This is a genomic window from Terriglobus sp. ADX1, assembly GCF_036877645.1.
In the GTDB taxonomy this organism is placed as follows: Bacteria; Acidobacteriota; Terriglobia; order Terriglobales; family Acidobacteriaceae; genus Terriglobus.
The window spans coordinates 1-16,811 of the sequence record NZ_JAEDXV010000036.1; the positions used below are offsets into that span (position 1 = coordinate 1).

The following is a 16,811-nucleotide window of genomic DNA, read 5'->3' on the forward strand; positions in this document are numbered from 1 at the left end:
TTCGACAACACCTTCGTGATCGCCGCCGTCAACGTCGTCTTGCCGTGATCGATGTGACCAATCGTGCCTACGTTTACGTGCGGTTTGCTACGGTCAAATTTTTCCTTCGCCATTGCTCTCTTGCTCCTGAGTTGTAAGCCGTTTGCCAGGCGGCTCCAAAGATGGTTTCAGAACGTGGTGCGGGCTGCCGCACGGTGCGGCTCCAAGCCCAGGGAAACTTTTACGGGGAGGTCCGTTTGCCTCAGTAGTAGGCGTAGACCTTCAGGTACTTCTGACGCAGAGCGGGATCGACCTTCTCCAGAGTGGAGAGATAGTGCTCGCGGATCATGCCCTGGTCGCCGTTGTTCAGGCTGTTGTAAGCCTGTTCGGCACCGGAGCCCAGCTTGCCTGCGCGGAGAACATCTTCAAACTCGCGGATGCGGAGCTTCGAACGGTCGAGCGACTTGAGGAAGTCCGATACCTTTGCCGAAGAGAAAGAGTTGTCGATAGCCGATTTGACGGCGTCGAATGCCTGCTGGTTCTCGACCGCGATGGTTGCCTGCTCGTACATGCCGTGTCCTGGGGACTCCTACCTTGAAACTCTGGAGCGGGAGACCGGGATCGAACCGGCGACCAACAGCTTGGAAGGCTGTGACTCTACCACTGAGTTACTCCCGCGTCCTTTGGAGCGAGTCAGCAAGTCAGCGAGTTAGCGAGTCAGCCTCGCTTTCGCGGATTTGAGAGGACCCGCCCTTTGAAACCTGGAGCTGATGGAGGGGATTGAACCCTCGACCTCTCCCTTACCAAGGGAGTGCTCTGCCACTGAGCTACATCAGCCCTGCTTCGTTGAAGGCCGTTGATCGCGCCCTCTTCGAACCGCGCTTTGCCTGCCCAAGAGCACGCGAAACGCGAAAAACCCTAACAACACCCACGCCAGACTCCGGTATTTGCCGGGTTCCATCGTGAGACCGATTCCGATGGCGGCTATTGCGATCACCCCAAGCGCGACGTACATTCGCTGCTGTGATCCCGGTCCGTCCATCTTCATCTTCCGAGGTTCTCATACTACGAGAGCCTCTAAAACTTATGGTGCACAGGGAAGGATTCGAACCTTCGTAACGCGTTGCGTGGCAGATTTACAGTCTGCTGCCATTAACCACTCGGCCACCTGTGCACTTATTTGCCTGTTGTGTTGCCTGGGAATCGGGATGCTGGAGCTGGCGAAGGGATTTGAACCCCCGACCCTCTGATTACAAATCAGATGCTCTACCGGCTGAGCTACGCCAGCCCATCTCTGCCGCCAGTACCCACTCAGTGCACCGGCCCAAAACAAACGCTCGCACAACAAACAACGCTGCCATGACCTGCGCAGCGCTGTCTTTGACTTTAGCACAGATTCCCGGGGCGGGGCGAGGGCAGTCCCGTAAGGTTTCTGAAAGCCAAAATGCGGAGAACTCAAAGTGCGATGGAGGAGATTTTTACTTTGCGGTGAGCGACATTTGTTTCCTTCGCGAAGTATTATTCCGCTGCTTCCCAGAAACCCATTTCCGCGAGGATGAACTGTCCGATGAAATCCGTTGCTCTTCTGTCCGTACTAATGTTTGGTGCTGCGTCGCTTTCTGCGCAGCAGCCGGCTGCTCCTGCTGCACGTCCGGCCCCTGCGCCGCTGCAGGTGCCGAATCCGCACTATGTTTCTGTGCCGATGCAGATTGATGTGAATGCGCCGGTGGATAAAGTGTGGGCTCGCGTCGGAAAGTACTGCGACATTGGCGAGTGGGGCATTCCCGGATGCAAGCTTTTGTCCGGCGATGGCGACTTCGGCACGGTGCGTTCGATTGCGAACGAGATCCTGGTGGCCAAGACGCAGTACAGCTACACCTACACGCAGCCGGTGCGTGAGGGCGTGACCTACAACATGTACCACGGCACGCTGGAGGCTCGGGCGCTGACGCCGACGACGACGCGCGTCTTTTACACGTTGCTGTTCGACAACAGCATGTTGGCGGATGATGCGGCGCGCGAGAAGGACATTGCGAATCGGCGGGTGCGATTTACGAAGATGCTTCAGAACCTGAAGACGCTGGCGGAGGGAGGCACGCTGCCTCCGGGATCGCTGGCTGCGCCGCCGGTGATTCCTTCGGCTACTCGGTAACGGGGCTGATGAAGCTTGGCCGAGGCTAAAGCCTCTTATTCCAAACACTGTCAGGGGCCTGAAGGCCCCTGCTCCCACCCTTATCCGAGGCTCCTTGAAGAACGAATGCAGCGCTCGCAGTGGATTTGCTGCAGCGCTGCGTTTTTGTTTAGCCGAAGATGTTGCGGTCGAGGTAGGCGTTGCGGAATTTGCCGGTGGGGTCCATCTCCTTGGCGAAGGCGCGGAAGTGATCGAGTTCCGCGTATTGCTTGTGGAGGTAGGCGGGGTCGATGGTGAATACCTTGCCCCAGTGCGGTCGCGTGCCGAAGGGCTCCAGCGCTTTCTGGATGTCGGGAAGGACCGCGAGTACTGCTTGAGGCTCTGGCTTCCATGTGAAGTGGATGGCGAGTGAATCGCGCTGGTAAGCCATGCTCATGGGCAGGTCGTCTGCGGCGATGGAGCGCAGTTCCGTGATGAAGAGGTGGGGCGTGATTCGGTCGCGCAGCTTTTCTACGGCGCGGATGGCCTTGTAGCCGTCGCTGCGGGCGACGAAAAATTCGGTTTGAATTTCTTCGCCGCTGGACGGTGTGAACTCCATCTTGAAGTGCGGCAGGCGCAGGTACCACGGGCCCACGGTGCCCATCTGTTCGGTGCAGGCGTCGGCGGGATGGTCGTCGATGGGATGCATTTTGCGCTTTTGCAGCGTGGCTCCGTAGAACATGGGCGGCATCTCTTTTTGCGCGGTTGCCTTGTCCTTGATCCACACCTGGTTCACGCGATTCTTCTGCCAGTCTGTGAAGAGCGAGACGGAGTAGCCGGAAGCCATGATGGTTTCCAGATTGTGTTCGAGTTCGTTGAACGACAGGTTCTGGTAAACGACCTGCGACATGTCGTAGCGCGGCAGGATGTCGAGCGTGACTTTGGTGATGACGCCGATGGCTCCGAGGTGCACGACGGCGTTGCGGAAGCGGTCGCCGTCGTGATCGCGGAAGAGATGCACGATGCTACCGTCAGCCTTCACGATTTCGAGTGCGCGGACGGCGGCGGAGAGATTCTTGTTGCGCACGCCGGAGCCGTGCGTGGCCGTGGCGATGGTGCCTCCGACGGAGATATGCGGCAGGGAGGCGAGGTTGGCGAGTGCGAATCCTGCCTTGTCGAGCGTGGGTGCGAGTTCGCCATAGGCAATGCCAGCGCCGACGGTGACGGTCTTTGCCGCCGCGTCGATGAAGATGCCTTTCACTTCGCGCATGGAAATCTGTGCGGCGGTGGAGTCGGCGATGTTGTTGAAACAGTGGCGCGAACCGAGGCCTTTGAGTTTGGCGTTGGCTTTGACGATCTCTGGCACCTGCGCGGCGTCGGTGGGGGCGTAAACGCGGTTGGTGCTGTAATGCAGGTTCTTGGCCCAGTTGGTGCGTGGTACGGCAGCGTGATCGTTCATCGGTTTCCCCTGTCCCATCATCCACCGTGTGGTGCTGGTTGTGGCAAGCGCCATGGCTCCTGTTTGCAGCAGTTCGCGTCGATTCATGCTCATGCTCCCTTCGCGAAGACTGTATACACGGGCGGATTGGTGCGCGTCGAATTTCAGGGAACAGGGAACAGGGAACAGGGAACAGGGAACAGGGAACAGGGAACAGGTGTACGCGGATGCCTGGCGCGCTTCGTCTATATCTGTGTCATTCTGCTTTGCGGAGTTCTTTCCTTCTTATGCGTCGTTTTCTTCTTTCCGCTGTGTTTGTTGTTACACCTCTTTTGCATGCGCAGAGTGGTGTTGAAGGGCCGTTGCCGCAGTTGTCTGACGGTGGGAAGGTTGCGGCGAAACAACATAGTCCTGTGCTGACCAACGATGCCATTGTGAAGATGAGCAAGGCGGGGTTGGAAGACAGCATCATTCTGCAGACGGTGCGTTCGCAGCCGGGCGAGTACAAGACGGGGCCGGATGATCTGGTTGCGCTGAAGGACGCGGGTGTGTCGCAGGCGGTGATTTCTGCAATGTTGGCGAAGAATAGTGGGCTGGATACGCATCCGGTGACGCCAGTGGAGGTAACTCCGCTGTCAGTGAATAGCGATGACCCAGGTTTGTATTACAAGAACGTGCAGGGACAGTGGGAAGCTGTTGGGCCTGAGCTGGTGAAGTATCGCGATGGCGGCGCGCTGAAGAGCGTGCTGACGCACGACATTGTGAAGAAGGATGAGAACGGCGTAGTAACAGGGCCGAAGTCGCACCTGAAGATTTCACCCGGTACGGAGATGATGATTCTTGCGCCCAGTATGCAGGTGGATGCGGTGGAATATGTCATTCTGCGCTTTCATGAGAAGAGTGATCGGCGTGAATTTCGTGTGAAGACGGGGAATGTCTTTCACTCAGAGACAGGTGCGGATCGCGATGCGTTGGATATTCCCATTCACAAAGTAAGTTCGCGGTTATTTGGATTCACAGTGCCGCGTGATCTGCAGAAGGGCGAGTATGGTGTGCTCGCGCCTGGTTCTGCGGGTGCTCCCGGCATTGCGCATGCCGGAAAGATCTATACGTTTTCGATTTCGGAATAGTGCGCGGGATTTCCTCTACGAGGGAATCCAGTTTGCAACGTGTTGCGCGTGAAGAAAGTGGAATAGGCTGAAGCTGCTCTGGTGCTGCTCCGCGGCTGCCTCCACACATGACATCGACCGGTTCAATCTCCCGCCTGCATGGGCTGGACACGCTGCGCGCTTTTGCGGTGCTGGTGGTGGTGCTGTATCACCTGACCATCTTTGGCGAACTGCCGCAGGCATTGTTGCCGGTGACGTACTACGGCTTCATGGGCGTTGACCTGTTCTTCGTGTTGAGCGGGTTCCTGATTGGGCGGCAGTTGCTGAAGCCATATCTGCGCGGGAAGCGGCCTTCGATTCGTGAGTTTTATCTGCGCCGTGCGTATCGCATTTTGCCTGCGTATTTCGTGGTGGTGGCGCTGTATTTTCTTGTACCTGCGTGGCGCGATTATCCGCAGTTGCCGTCGCTATGGAAGTTTCTTACGTTCACGATGAACTTTGGTTTCACGTTCAGCACGCGTGCGTTTTCGCATGCGTGGTCGCTGTGCGTGGAAGAGCACTTTTATCTTATGCTGCCGTGGCTGGTGTTGCTGATGATGCGCAAGCCGTCTGCAACGAAGACGATTTCGCTGATTGCATGTGTTGTGGCTGGCGGTATCGCGCTGCGGTGGTGGCTGGTGTTGCAGTATCCCGATGCGGTGTATGAACGTGTGTATTACCCCACGTATACGCGGCTGGATGGACTGATGGTTGGTGTGTGTCTTGCGTTGGTGCATGCGTTTCGACCTTCGTGGTGGAAGGCGTGGATGCGGCGTGGACACTTGTTGTTTCTTGCCGGGACTGCGTGTGTTGCTGCGGTGGTGTGGATGTTTCGCGGGCAGGATCTGGGCAGTGACACAGGGGCTGCGAAATGGGGCGTGATTGTTGGGTTCCCGCTGCTGTCGCTGGGACTGGGTATGGTGACGGCGTCTGCGATGAGCGAGAGCGGATGGCTGGCGCGTGTGCGTGTGCCGGGTGCGGAGATGCTGGCTACGCTGGCGTTTGCGTTGTATCTGACGCATAAGCCTGTGGCGCATTTTGTGATGGTGCATGTGCCAAGTGTTGCTGAGGCGCATGGGCCTGCTTCATGGCTGATGTATGCGGTGGTTTGTCTGGGTGCGGCACTGGTGTTGCATGTTGTGGTGGAGCGGCCTGCGCTTTGGTTGCGCGATCGCACGCTGCGAGAAACGCCGAAAGATCTGGATGCGGAAATGCGTGTCGATCCGGCGCTTTAATCGCGCTTCTCAGCGAATACACTTTTCAGGTAGAGCGCGAGTACTGTCTTAAATTCGGTGACGACGCGGGGACGGTCTGCGGGCGCGCTGTCAACATAGAGCGTGACCATGCCCTTGGTGATTTGCAGTACGGTGTTGGCGCAGAGATAAGCGCGTGCGTCTTCGAGTTGCGGAGCGCACCGCTGCAACGCCTTTTGCAACACGACGCGAAAGGCATGCCGCGTGGCGGGGTCGCGGCGAAAGCGTACGGGCGCCGCCTGCAGTTGCAGGTAGGCAGGTTGTGCCGCGATGAATTCAAGAAAACTGTCAAGGAAACGGTCTGCGAATTTCTTTGCGGACGCGCCGTCGAGTTGTTCAAACGCCGGTGTCCAGTAGGCGGCCAGTGCGTCAGCATATTGCGAAGCTAAAGCGCGGGCCAGCGCGACTTTATCGGGGAAGTAGCTGTAGAGTGCGCCAATGGAAGAACCGGCGCGCTCTGCTACTGCGGTCATCGTGGTGCCTTCATATCCCTGTTCGACAAAAAGTGATTCGGCAGCGCCAAGAAACGCCTCCACGCGCTTTGTGGCGCGATCCTGCCGGGGTGCGCGGCGAACCGGGATTGACGAAGTTGAGGGCACCCTCATATTCTAGCAATATTGAAATGTGAGGGTGTCCTCATATTTGTGTGAACAGGAGATGACACGCATGGCGGATAAAACACTTTCTCTGGACGCGACGAAAACAGCGCTGGTCCTCATTGATTTGCAGTACGCCATTGTGGGGCGTGATGTGCAGCCTTATGCGGCGAAGGATGTGATTGAGCGTTCGCGACGCATGGCGGAGGCTTTGCGGGCGAAGGGCGGCACGGTGGTGTATGTGCATGTGAATCTGCAGGACTTTATGAAACTACCGTCCGATGAGCCGACGCAGCTTCCGAAAGATATTCCGGCGGAGGCAAGCGAGATTGTGCCAGAGGCTGGGAAGCAGGATGGCGATCTGGTGATTACGAAGCGGCACTGGGGCGCGTTTGCACAGACGAAGCTTGAGGCTGAGTTGCGTGCGCGTGGCGTGGAGACGGTTGTGCTGGCAGGTATTGCAACGAATATTGGCGTGGAGTCGACGTTCCGGCAGGGAACGGGACTGGGCTTTGCCTTTGTGGTGGTGGAGGATGCGTGCGCCACGTTTAGCCAGGAGATGCAGGACTTTGCGTTTAAGAACATCTTTCCGCGTGCGGGATTGGTGCGTTCTACGGACGAGGTGATTGAAGCCATTGCCTAGCGTGGAGACAGAACGCGCGCATACGGCGCTGATCTGGAAGGTGGGAGCGGTCGCCGTCATGGGATCGTTCCTGTCGCAGATGGATGCGACGGTGGTGAATGTTTCGCTGCCAACGCTGGTGCGCGATCTGCACAGCAATCTCTCCGTGATGCAGTGGGTCACGAGCGGCTATCTGCTTGCGCTTGCGTTTATGCTGCCGCTGAATGGATGGCTGGTGGATCGCATCGGCGCACGGCGGTTGTACATGGTGTGCCTGTCGACGTTCACGGTGTCGTCGGCGTTGTGTGCTGCTGCAACTTCCGCGGAAATGCTGGTGGCGTTTCGCGTGTTGCAAGGATTGAGTGGCGGGCTGCTGGCACCGATGGCGCAGTTGATGATGGCGCGTGTGGCCGGGAAAAATATGGCCCGTGTGATGGGCTATGCGACGTTGCCGATTTTGTTGGGGCCACTGGTGGGGCCGGTGATTGCAGGAGCGATTCTGCAACATGCTTCGTGGCACTGGTTGTTTCTGGTGAATGTGCCAGTGGGTGTTGTCGCGGTGCTGTGCGCGATGTTCCTGTTGCCCAACGATGAGACGGAACGCAGTCCGCGATCACTGGATCTGTTAGGACTGGCGATTCTTTCGCCGAGCATGGTGCTGTTTCTGTATGGCGCGGATCATGTGCGCGAACGCACGGGAGTGGCGCTGCTGTTCGTGGCGGCGTTGTGTTTCGTGTTGTTTGTGCGCCATGCGCGGCAGCGTGGTGATGATGCACTTGTGGATCTGAAGTTGTTTCATGGAACGTTTCGTGTGGCTGCGGTGACGCAGTTTCTGTCGAACGGCGCGGTGTATTCGTTTCAGTTGTTGCTGCCGTATCTGTTGGTGCGGCAGATGGGGTTGTCGCCTGCGAAGGTGGGTTGGTTGCTGATGCCGTTGGGACTGGGGATGTTGCTGGTGTATCCGTCGAACGGATGGTTGCAGGAGCGGTTCGGGATTCGCAGGCTGGCCGTGGTGGGTGCAACGGTTGTTGCGTTGACGACGGTTCCGTTTCTGTTGATGCCGACGCGTGGTCTGAGTACTTCTGTGCTGGTGGTTGCGCTGTTTCTACGTGGCATGGGGCAGGGCGCGATTGGATTGCCTTCGATTACGGCGGCGTATCTTTCGGTGCCGCGCAGAGAGTTGCCGATGGCGACGACATCGATGAACATTGTGCAGCGATTGGGTGGGCCTACGTTGACGACATTGTGCGCAACGCTGCTGGCGTGGGGAATGGAACAAACGGCTCAGCCAGCGGCGTTTGCATGGGTGTTTGGGGTTTTGTGTGTGATTAACGTTGCGGTGGTGGCGGCTACGTCGCAGTTGCCTTTGCGGGCTTCGCAGGCGCACGCATAGAAAAGCGGCGGAAATGTGCCGGTCGCGCTATTCTGCTGTGGAGTGGAACCGCGACGAAAACGCCGACTGTATTCGCTGGGCATTCCCATTGCGCTGATTGTGGTGCTGATTGTGGCGCTGGTGCTGCGCTTTCATGCTCCGCCTGAGGTGGCACGTCTGCTGCCGGAATCCGATGCGATTGTTTACATGAGTCTGAAGCCGGTGCGTGCGGCGACTCACTTTGATGAGAAGCCGGTTACGCCTTCCCCGGAGTACGCGAAGTTTCTGGATGGCACGGGATTCCACTGGGAAAGCGACCTGGATCGCATTGCCGTTTCGCTGCATCGCATGCCCGACCCGAATGGGCCGAATGGCGTGGTGGCGTATACGGGCGTGATGGAAGGGCGCTTCGATTCGCAGAAGTTGACGGAGTATCTGCAGAAGAACAGCGTCGCGACGGAGAACTATGCAGGGCACACGGTGTACACCGTTCCCGGCGGTGAAGGCCGAGTGATGCGTGTGAGCGCGCTTGGGTATGACATGGTTGTTGCGAGCAACATGCCTACGCCGGAGCAGATTCATTCTGTGATTGATCGGTATGCGGCGGGCGCTTCGCCGTTTTCAGGATCGTCGTTGTTGTCGTTGCGATATCGCGAGGTGCCTTACTTTGCGTTGGCGTGGGGCATTGGGCATGTGGGTTTGCCGTTCAGCGATCGTGGCAATATTCAGGTGTTTGGTGTGACGTTGCCGATGAGCGAGGACACGGACTTTATCGCGTCGCTTGCGTTCCGTGGCAGTCTGCAGTTGCGGGTGGAAGAGCTTGCTCCTTCAGAGAATGATGCGATGCAGACGGCGGCGAATCTGTCGACTATCCTGCAGCTTCTTCGCGGATTTTCGAAGGGAACGGCGACGCCGCAGGACGCTGCGTTGCACGAGGCGTTTGCTTCGCTTGCAGTGGAGCAGAAGAAGAGCCGCGTGGTGATTACGGGAGATGTTTCGCGTTCGCTGTTGAGTGAAGCAGTGGGCGGGAAGTAACGCAGTACAGATGGGTCCTCGGTTTCATATTCGTGTCGCGACGCTGGATGACATTCCTGCGCTGCATCGGGTGATTGAAGCTTCAGTGCAGCAGTTGCAAACGAATGAATACACCGCAGAGCAACGGGATGGCGCGCTGGGACATGTGTTTGGCGTGGATACGCAACTAATCCAGGATCAGACGTACTTTGTGGCGTGTCCTGCAGAGCAGCCGGAGATGATTGCCGGGTGTGGCGGATGGAGTTTTCGCAAGACGCTGTTTGGAAGCGATCATGGGCCGGGAAGGATTCCGGAGGTGCTCGACCCTGCGGTGGATGCTGCGAAGATTCGCGCGATCTTTATTCATCCGGAATGGGCGCGGCAGGGCGTCGGTTCGATGATTCTGGAACACTGCGAAAAGGCTGCGCAGGATGCTGGGTTTCGGCGGTTTGAGATGGGGTCGACGCTGACGGGTGTGGCGCTGTATGCGTTGAAGGGATACCAGGAACGCGAGCGCGTAGAAGTGCCTCTGCCGAATGGAAGCCGACTTCCGATTGTGCACATGGTGAAGCAGGCAGAGGACGTTCGATAGCGCATCCTGACGGACGTATTTCTGGCGTCTGATTGCAGTTGCAAAATGTGTGCGACGGGCATTTCATGGGGCATGGACAACTTTCGCCGCGCCGCTGTTTTTTGTTCTGCTGTTCTGTTTGCCTCCACGCTTGCCGCCCAGGTAAAGACAGGACAGAGTGCCTTTGAAAATGCCGTGGATGAAAAGCCCGGCAATCGCATTCACATTACGTTGGCTGACGTGCCTGCGCCGCATCCGGATGAGACGGTGGCGAATGGGCCTCAGCTTGTTCCGCGTAATGGGGCGATTCCGATTGCGAAGCCGGGATATCGTGTGGAGCTGTATGCCGAGGGCGGATTCAAGATTCCGCGGTTGATCCGCACGGCTCCGAATGGCGATCTGTTCCTGGCGGATTCCGGTGCGGGATCGGTGATTGTGCTGCGTGGCGTGGGCGCAAATGGCCGGGCGGCACAGCGCGAGGTATTTGCGACGGGATTGAATAAGCCGTTTGGCATCAACTTCTGGCCCGCAGATAACCCGCAGTATGTGTATGTGGCGAACACGGATTCCGTGGTGCGCTTTCCCTATAAGAATGGCGATCTGAAGGCCACAGGCGCGGCGGAAACGGTGGTCAGCGGCATTCCGGCGGGTGGTGGTCACTGGACGCGCGATGTGGTGTTTTCCAAGGACGGCCAGCGGATGTTTGTGTCTGTGGGATCGGGATCGAATGTGGATGATCCTGACACGCATCCTGCGGAGAAGAATCGTGCGGATGTGCTGGAGTACAAACCGGATGGCACGTTTGTGAAGGTGTATGCCTATGGCATCCGCAACTGCGTGGGCGAGGCCGTTCAGCCGGAGACGGGCGAGTTGTGGTGCAGCGTGAATGAGCGTGATCTGCTTGGCAATCACCTGGTGCCGGACTACATCACGCATGTGCAGGAGGGCGGATTTTACGGCTGGCCGTGGTGGTACATGGGTGGCACGCAGGATCCGCGTCATGCGGGGAAGCATCCGGAGTTGCAGGCCAAGGTGATTACGCCAGATGTGCTGATGCAGCCTCATAACGGCTCGCTGCAGATGACGTTCTATGAGGGCAAGAATGTGCCGGGCATTGTGAAGGGCGACATTTTTGCAGCGGAACATGGTTCATGGAATCGTAAAGAACGTGCGGGATATGAAGTGGCACGCATCCCGGTGAAAAACGGCAAGGCGTTGGGCGAGTACGAGGATTTTCTGACGGGTTTTACGACGCCGGATGGCAAGGTTTGGGGACGTCCCGTGGGCATCACGGTGGCGAAGGATAGCGCCATTATTGTGGTCGAAGATGGGGCGAATACGGTCTGGCGTGTGACGTGGGTTGGAAAACAGAACTAAATTGGCCTGAAATTCAAAGAAACAATCGATTTAGTAAAGGGTGGGACGGATGCTTCGGCGGTCGTCCCACTTTTGTGTCAAATGCACATTTGCCTGTGAAAAAGAATGCTTCCGCGTGGAACTGAATCGCAAGTTCTTGCGTACTGCATTTCATGGGTACGCTGTCCATTGCGATGACGCCGATGATTCCCGGGATGACGGGCTGGAAGATGCCAGTTGCACCCCGTTCGGCAAAGGTTCTGCCGCCACAGACTGTGGTTGAGGCTCCGGTGGCTGCGGCCGAGGAAGCGAAGACGCCGCGCCGGGCGAAGAAGGTTGCCGAGGCGAATATTGTGAGCCTGCGTGGACAGGACCTGCCCGTGATCCGTGATCGTCGCGGCGTGTTAACGGATGTGCCTCTGGAGGCATCGGCAGCGGGCGATGCACACGGTACACTGTCGCAACTGGCAGAGGGACAGAGTTTGCAGCGTACACCAGAGGAAAGTCGGAATCTGGAGCCGTGGAATGCGGCTGCGCCATCTGCGCCCGTGATGGACGCGGCGAAGGCGCAGGAACTGGAGACGTTGCACCGGCTGGTGTATGCGTGCCTGCGCGGCGATTCGTCCGCATGGCAGCAGTTGGTGCTGGCACAGCATCGCCGGGTATATGGCATCTGCTATCGCTTTACGGGATCGCCCACGGACGCGGAAGACCTGACGCAGGATGTGTTCCTGAAGGTCTACAAGAATCTGCCCGGGTTTGATCCGGAGAAGGGCGCGTTTACGACGTGGCTGACCACGTTGACGCGCAACATGCTGGTGGATCACTTCCGTCGCACGCGACTGGATCGCGCCACGGATTCGCTGGATGAAAACCTGCACGACGAAGACGGCCCCACCATGGCGGAGCGTCTGGCCGACACAAGGCCGAACCAGATGGAGCAGGTGGCGCGGCAGGAGATGCGTGTTCGCATCCAGCATGCGCTGAAACAGCTTTCGCCGGAGTTGCGCGAGGCTGTGATCCTGCGCGATCTGCAGGACATGGATTACCGAGAGATTGCCGCGGTTCTGCGTGTGCCGGAGGGCACCGTAAAGAGCCGAATAAGCCGGGGCCGCGCCGAACTGGCGCGGATGCTGGGACGCACAGAGAGGAAGGTGATGTAGGTGAGCGATGAAAAGACCAATTCGACAGAGGGAGGAAAGAAGCGCATGAGTCGGCTCACCTGCACACAGTGCGAAGCGATGCTGCTGGACGCAGCCGATGGCGTACTGCTGGCCGAAGACGATACGCATTTCCGCCTGCATCTGGCCGAATGCCCATCGTGCGAAAAGCTCTACGAAGAGATTCGCAAGGGCAGTGCATGGATGGACATGCTGAAGGAGGAGCAGCCAGTGCCGCCGGCAAACCTGGTGGCTCGCATCCTGATGCGGACCAGTGGCAACGAAGGTTTGGCCAGCGCGATGGCCGCTCAGGTGGCGCATTCCGGTTCCTTGTTTGGAAATAGCCAGGGCGCGAAGATTCTGCCCTTCCGTGCACCGGAGCCGAAAAATGCATGGGCGCGGATGGTGCACACGGTGATGCAGCCACGCTTTGCGATGACGGCGGCGATGGCGTTCTTCTCGATTGCGCTGACGATGAATCTGTTTGGCGTTCATGTTGGCGCGTTGCGTGCCAGCGATCTAAAGCCCTCAAGTCTCCGCCGCAGCTTCTGGAACATGAACAGCCAGGTGGTGCGGTATTACGACAACCTTCGCGTGGTGTACGAGCTGGAATCGCGTGTGCGTGAGATGCAGCGTGATACCGACAACGGAACGCAACGCGGTATTACCAACCAACCGGAGAAGAAGGACGATTCCGAACAGCGTCCTGCTCCAGCCGGGCAGCCTCGCAGCAGTTCACCCTTTCCCAGACGGGAGCTGCACGTCGATTGGCACCACCCGCACTTCCAGGAAGTGCAGAGCAGCAGAGAGACTTCCGCATTGGATCGTCGCGGAAAAGGAGAACAGGCATGAGCATCCAGGACAACAGCAGCAATCAGCAGGGCTACACTGCGCCGGGTGCTTCCACGGGTTACGACCCGGTGGCGGGTACGCAAGGCACGAATTATGACCCGGCAGGAGCAGTTCCTCCGCCTCCACCACCACCTTTTGCTTATCCTCCGCCGCCGGGAACGCATATTCCCAATCCTCTGCTGGCGGGCCTGCTGGGCTTTATCCCCGGCGTAGGCGCGATGTACAACGGCCAGTTTGCCAAGGGGCTGGCACACATCGCGATCTTTGCGATCTTCACTTCACTGGCCAACCATGTTGCCGATATCTTTGGTATTTTCGTGGCGGGCTGGGTGATCTACATGGCATTTGAGGCGTACCAGACGGCGCTGGCGCGTCGTGATGGAAGCCCGCTGCCTGACCCGTTTGGCCTGAACAACATTGGCGAGCGCTTTGGCTTTCAGCCGCACTCGCATCCTGACCTGAATCGCACGTGGTCGCAGACGGTGGGACGTATGCCCGGTGCTGCACCTGGGATGGAAGAGACGCGCTACGACGCGGCAACCGGAGCCAGCTATTACTCGCGTACGGATGCTGCGGGAAACACGAGCAGCTACCAGGTAGACCCTGCGGGGAACGTGTATTCACAGAGCACCACGACGGTGCCTCCTGCGGGCTATGCACCTCCGTATGATCCTGCAGCGTATGGCATGCCGCCTGTGCCTCCTGCGGCCTATGGCATGCCTCCAGTACCCCCTGTTCCTCCGATGCCTGTTGTGCCCCCGGCGAAACAGATTCCTGCGGGTGCGTTCTGGCTGATTGGACTGGGAATCTTTGCCCTGATGGGTTCTTTGCGGCCGTTCTCCGGCCTGGAAGGCGAAGCGACCGGCGGCCTGTTCCTGATGGGGCTGGGTGCGTTCCTGATCTATCGCCGCCACACGGCACTGCGGTACCTGTATCCCGAAGGTTCGCCTGAACTGGAGTTCACTAATGTCCGGGCGTATCGCGGAGCCGCCATCGTGCTGGTTCTCGGTCTACTGGTTTTCCTGCAGGGACTGCACGTGTTGCATGGCCAGATACTTTGGGCGGTGTTCCTGATTGCGCTGGGCGGAATCCTGCTGGTGGAACGTGTGACGCAGAACCGCACCATGCCGAATTATCCGGGCTATCCCGGATATCCGGGGCAGCCGGTTCCTCCCGCAGCGGAGACGTCTGTTGCAGCGAAGGATGAGCCTGTTTCGATTGTGCCGAAGTACACGCGGCCAGAGAACGATTTGAGCATCGGCAACGATGAGGAAGGACGGTAAAGAGCCATGAGCACGACACCTCCAAACCAGCCTCCCTATCCGCCCAGCGGCGATCCGAACGCGCCGTATGATCCGACGAACGTGAACGATCCGCGCTACGATCCCAGCCGTGATCCGCGTTATGACCCACGCTGGCAGAAGGCGCAGCAGCGGTTCTATCGCGATCAGCAGCGGATGGCCGATCGCCAGGGCCGGGCGCAGCAGAAAGCAGCGGCAGCGGCATGGAAGATGCAGGCCCGCGCGCAGCGTGACCAGATGAAGATGTACTGGCGCGGACAGCGCCGGACTTCGCTGATCGGGCCGATTCTGCTGATTACGATTGGTGTGATCTTCTTCCTGATTCACACGGACAAGATCTCTGCCGTTGGCTTCTTTAACTGGTACGCGCACTGGTGGCCGCTGCTATTCATTGCGGTTGGCGTATTGCGGTTGGCGGAGTGGGGCATTGATCGTGCCATGGCTCCTGCCGATGCACCGCCGATGCGTTACAGCATTGGTGGCGGCGTGATCTTCGTTCTGGTGGTGCTGGCCTGCATTGGCCTGGCAACACACACGCTGCAGTGGCGCGCCGATAACAACGGCATGCAGTTCTTTGGCTTCAAGGGCGAAGGGATGGAACATTTCTTCGGACAGAAGCACGAGGAAGATGCAGCGCCGATGCTGCGGACGATCCAGGCAAATGGTTCACTGTCCATCGTCAATCCGCGCGGCGATATCTCGGTCGCGGGAACGAGCGATGACGGGCAGATTCATCTGTCGGTACACAAGTCGGTTTACACCAACTCGGATAATGCGGCGTCGGACCGCATGCGTGATCTTTCGCCAGTGTTTGAAGGCGCGGATGACAACCTGACACTGCGTGTTCCAACGGTGCAGGGCGGTACGGCTGATGTGACTCTGCTGGTGCCTCCTGCAACGCATCTGCTGTTGAACAGCACCCGCGGCGACGTTCATGTGACGAACATGAGAGCACCGCTGGTGGTGACATCCGATAACGGCGACGTGGAAGTGGCTGCCATTACCGGGCCGGTGCAGGTGCACGGAAACAATCGGCATCACGACATCAGCGTGCGCAGCGTTGCAGGTGACACCACTGTTGATGGCACAGGCAATGAAGTGACGCTGACCGACATTACGGGTAGCGCCACGATTCATGGTGACTTCTTTGGCGGATCGAATGTACAGCGTGTGAGCGGACGTGTTGCCTATAACAGCAGCCGGACCGATCTGAGCTTCTCGAAGCTGTATGGCAGCTTCTCCATTGATCGCGATGACATTGAGGCGGACCAGGTGGTTGGCCCTGCATTGGTGCAGACACGCAGCCGCAACGTGACGCTGAACAAGGTCTCGGGCGAACTGAAGGTGGTGAACAATCACGGCGATGTGAAGGTGGATGCGGCGCTGCCGGTTGGCGCGCTGACCATCGACAACCAGAATGGCTCCGTTACGTTGACTCTGCCGGATAAGGGCAAGTTCAACCTGCAGGCAGAGACCAGCGACGGCGATGTGCACAGCGAGTTCGGTTCCACGAATTCGCCGGGCAAAGGCATCCTGACCGGCAATGTGAACGGTGGTGGACCGCAGGTGCGGATTAATACCTCTCACGGCGACATTTCGGTGAGCCGCAACATTGAAGGCGGGTTGACACCTCCTCCTGCGCCGCAGAAGCTGTCGGGCGTGCCGGTTCCTCCAATGCCACCTGAACCGCCGGATACCCTCACCATCCCGATGCCGGACGTGAACGCGATCACAGCGAACGCTTTGAAGCAGGCAGAAGATGCGCTTGCGGCAAGCCAGAAGTCGCTGGAGAATGCAAAGGACCTGACCCGTGAGCAGAAGGAACAGGCCCGTCGGCAGATGGAACAGGCCCGCGAAAAGATGCGGGAAGCGCACGAAAAGCAGAGGGAAGCGCTGGAGAAACAGAAGCAGGCAGAGCAGATGTCACGCGATGCAGTGCGAAGGGATAAACAACAGGCACAGTAAGCCCGTTGCAAACACAAATACGAGGCCGCTCCCAATGGAAGCGCCTTCGTATTTGTGTACTGCGAAAGCGAAAA

At 58.4% G+C, this 16,811-nt stretch carries 16 protein-coding genes and 4 tRNA genes; 12 read left to right on the forward strand and 8 right to left on the reverse strand.

Annotated elements, in window-relative coordinates; genetic code table 11:
- The 6 genes from JAO32_RS17660 to JAO32_RS17685 all read right to left on the reverse strand — a co-directional run.
- On the reverse strand, nucleotides 1-113 hold a 113-nt coding region (locus tag JAO32_RS17660), incomplete at its 3' end, for a GTP-binding protein (protein ID WP_334242911.1).
- A 128-nt stretch (nucleotides 114-241) separates the two neighbouring features.
- Nucleotides 242-550: a hypothetical protein gene (locus JAO32_RS17665; RefSeq protein ID WP_334242838.1), complete on the reverse strand. Its 309-nt coding sequence runs from the start codon at nucleotides 548-550 to the stop codon at nucleotides 242-244.
- Nucleotides 551-582: 32 nt separating this feature from the next.
- Nucleotides 583-657, reverse strand: a tRNA-Gly gene (locus tag JAO32_RS17670).
- Between the two features lie 84 nt (nucleotides 658-741).
- Nucleotides 742-816 (reverse strand) — tRNA-Thr (locus JAO32_RS17675).
- 250 nt (nucleotides 817-1,066) lie between these two features.
- Nucleotides 1,067-1,153 (reverse strand) — tRNA-Tyr (locus JAO32_RS17680).
- Between the two features lie 38 nt (nucleotides 1,154-1,191).
- Nucleotides 1,192-1,267, reverse strand: a tRNA-Thr gene (locus JAO32_RS17685).
- A gap of 279 nt (nucleotides 1,268-1,546) precedes the next feature.
- Between JAO32_RS17685 and JAO32_RS17690 the strand changes: the two genes are divergently transcribed.
- Nucleotides 1,547-2,131: an SRPBCC family protein gene (locus JAO32_RS17690; protein WP_334242840.1), complete on the forward strand. Its 585-nt coding sequence runs from the start codon at nucleotides 1,547-1,549 to the stop codon at nucleotides 2,129-2,131.
- Between the two features lie 148 nt (nucleotides 2,132-2,279).
- On the opposite strand, the gene JAO32_RS17695 is transcribed toward JAO32_RS17690, so the two are convergent.
- A complete protein-coding gene (locus JAO32_RS17695; protein WP_334242842.1) occupies nucleotides 2,280-3,635 on the reverse strand; it encodes a D-arabinono-1,4-lactone oxidase in 1,356 nt (451 codons plus the stop codon).
- A gap of 179 nt (nucleotides 3,636-3,814) precedes the next feature.
- Here JAO32_RS17695 and JAO32_RS17700 point away from each other — a divergent pair, with 179 nt between their 5' ends.
- Both JAO32_RS17700 and JAO32_RS17705 read left to right on the forward strand, forming a co-directional pair.
- Nucleotides 3,815-4,657 (forward strand): hypothetical protein, encoded by an 843-nt coding sequence (locus tag JAO32_RS17700; RefSeq protein WP_334242844.1) that lies wholly within the window; start codon nucleotides 3,815-3,817, stop codon nucleotides 4,655-4,657.
- A gap of 107 nt (nucleotides 4,658-4,764) precedes the next feature.
- Nucleotides 4,765-5,910, forward strand: a complete 1,146-nt coding sequence (locus JAO32_RS17705) for an acyltransferase family protein (RefSeq protein ID WP_334242846.1) — start codon at nucleotides 4,765-4,767, stop codon at nucleotides 5,908-5,910.
- On the opposite strand, the gene JAO32_RS17710 is transcribed toward JAO32_RS17705, so the two are convergent.
- Nucleotides 5,907-6,527, reverse strand: coding sequence for a TetR/AcrR family transcriptional regulator (locus tag JAO32_RS17710; protein ID WP_334242848.1), 621 nt, complete (start codon nucleotides 6,525-6,527; stop codon nucleotides 5,907-5,909). The genes JAO32_RS17705 and JAO32_RS17710 overlap by 4 nt on opposite strands.
- Before the next feature lie 67 nt (nucleotides 6,528-6,594).
- Here JAO32_RS17710 and JAO32_RS17715 point away from each other — a divergent pair, with 67 nt between their 5' ends.
- The 9 genes from JAO32_RS17715 (at nucleotide 6,595) to JAO32_RS17755 (ending at nucleotide 16,737) form a co-directional block, all read left to right on the forward strand.
- Nucleotides 6,595-7,167 carry an isochorismatase family protein gene (locus JAO32_RS17715; RefSeq protein ID WP_334242850.1) on the forward strand — a complete coding sequence of 191 codons (573 nt, stop codon included), beginning with the start codon at nucleotides 6,595-6,597 and terminating at the stop codon, nucleotides 7,165-7,167.
- A complete protein-coding gene (locus JAO32_RS17720; RefSeq protein ID WP_334242852.1) occupies nucleotides 7,151-8,539 on the forward strand; it encodes a DHA2 family efflux MFS transporter permease subunit in 1,389 nt (462 codons plus the stop codon). Before JAO32_RS17715 ends, JAO32_RS17720 begins: the two co-directional genes overlap by 17 nt.
- Nucleotides 8,540-8,581: 42 nt before the next feature.
- Nucleotides 8,582-9,553, forward strand: a complete 972-nt coding sequence (locus tag JAO32_RS17725; protein WP_334242854.1) for a hypothetical protein — start codon at nucleotides 8,582-8,584, stop codon at nucleotides 9,551-9,553.
- A gap of 10 nt (nucleotides 9,554-9,563) precedes the next feature.
- Nucleotides 9,564-10,124: a GNAT family N-acetyltransferase gene (locus JAO32_RS17730; protein ID WP_334242855.1), complete on the forward strand. Its 561-nt coding sequence runs from the start codon at nucleotides 9,564-9,566 to the stop codon at nucleotides 10,122-10,124.
- A 72-nt stretch (nucleotides 10,125-10,196) separates the two neighbouring features.
- Nucleotides 10,197-11,480: a PQQ-dependent sugar dehydrogenase gene (locus JAO32_RS17735; RefSeq protein WP_334242858.1), complete on the forward strand. Its 1,284-nt coding sequence runs from the start codon at nucleotides 10,197-10,199 to the stop codon at nucleotides 11,478-11,480.
- Between the two features lie 152 nt (nucleotides 11,481-11,632).
- The gene (locus tag JAO32_RS17740; RefSeq protein ID WP_334242860.1) at nucleotides 11,633-12,622 is read left to right on the forward strand and encodes an RNA polymerase sigma factor; all 990 of its coding nucleotides are present in this window, start codon (nucleotides 11,633-11,635) and stop codon (nucleotides 12,620-12,622) included.
- A gap of 45 nt (nucleotides 12,623-12,667) precedes the next feature.
- The gene (locus JAO32_RS17745; protein WP_334242862.1) at nucleotides 12,668-13,471 is read left to right on the forward strand and encodes an anti-sigma factor family protein; all 804 of its coding nucleotides are present in this window, start codon (nucleotides 12,668-12,670) and stop codon (nucleotides 13,469-13,471) included.
- Complete coding sequence (locus JAO32_RS17750; protein WP_334242864.1) at nucleotides 13,468-14,754, forward strand: hypothetical protein; 1,287 nt, start codon at nucleotides 13,468-13,470, stop codon at nucleotides 14,752-14,754. Before JAO32_RS17745 ends, JAO32_RS17750 begins: the two co-directional genes overlap by 4 nt.
- Before the next feature lie 6 nt (nucleotides 14,755-14,760).
- Entirely contained in the window at nucleotides 14,761-16,737 is a 1,977-nt protein-coding gene (locus tag JAO32_RS17755; RefSeq protein ID WP_334242866.1) for a DUF4097 family beta strand repeat-containing protein, read from the forward strand.
- Nucleotides 16,738-16,811 lie beyond the last annotated feature (74 nt).